Source organism: Glycomyces salinus, assembly GCF_016428645.1.
GTDB classification, from domain to species: Bacteria; Actinomycetota; Actinomycetes; order Mycobacteriales; family Micromonosporaceae; genus Glycomyces; species Glycomyces salinus.
In genome coordinates, this window is sequence record NZ_JAELXW010000099.1 from 1 (window position 1) to 585 (window position 585).

The window sequence follows — 585 nt, forward strand, 5'->3', positions numbered from 1 at the left end:
CTTCTCGGCGATTTGGGCGGTGCCGTCGGAGGAGACGACCACGGCGTTGTTGGTGTTCACCGCGTTCGCGAACAGGGTGTCCCCGGAGTGGTACAACTCGATCGGGCCACCGGCCGAATCGATCTCGATCCGCTGCAACTCCGTCCCGTCCAGGTCGTACACCCACACCAGACCCGCCGCACCATCGGGCACGTACACCCGCTGGTGGAACTCCACCGCCGCACCCAGCAGCTCACCCGGCCCGGCCCCGATATCGAAACTATGCGAGGCCTCATCATCGACCGTCACCACCGACGGCGGATCGGACACCGTCACCGCCGCCACCGTCCCCGGACTGGTCTCGGCCATCTCCGCGCTGTCGGGCGCCCCCAGCAACTCGATCTCGGCCTTCGCCTCCCGGCCATCGGAACGCAACGTCGTCATCGTCTGCGCGGTCTTGTTCAACACCGCCACCCCGTCACCGAGCACCGACAACGACAGATCCTGCCCCGGATCAGCCACCGACCGCGTCTCCAACGTGTCCGGACCCGCATCCTTCGGCTCGATCTGCACCACCGTGCCCTCACGCGGCACCCCGATCCACAG

The 585-nt window shown here is 67.4% G+C and carries 1 pseudogene; it reads right to left on the reverse strand.

Annotated elements, in window-relative coordinates:
* A pseudogene (locus tag JFB92_RS20685) lies at positions 1 to 555 on the reverse strand (hypothetical protein); the annotation flags it as partial.
* Between the last annotated feature and the right edge of the window lie 30 nt (positions 556 to 585).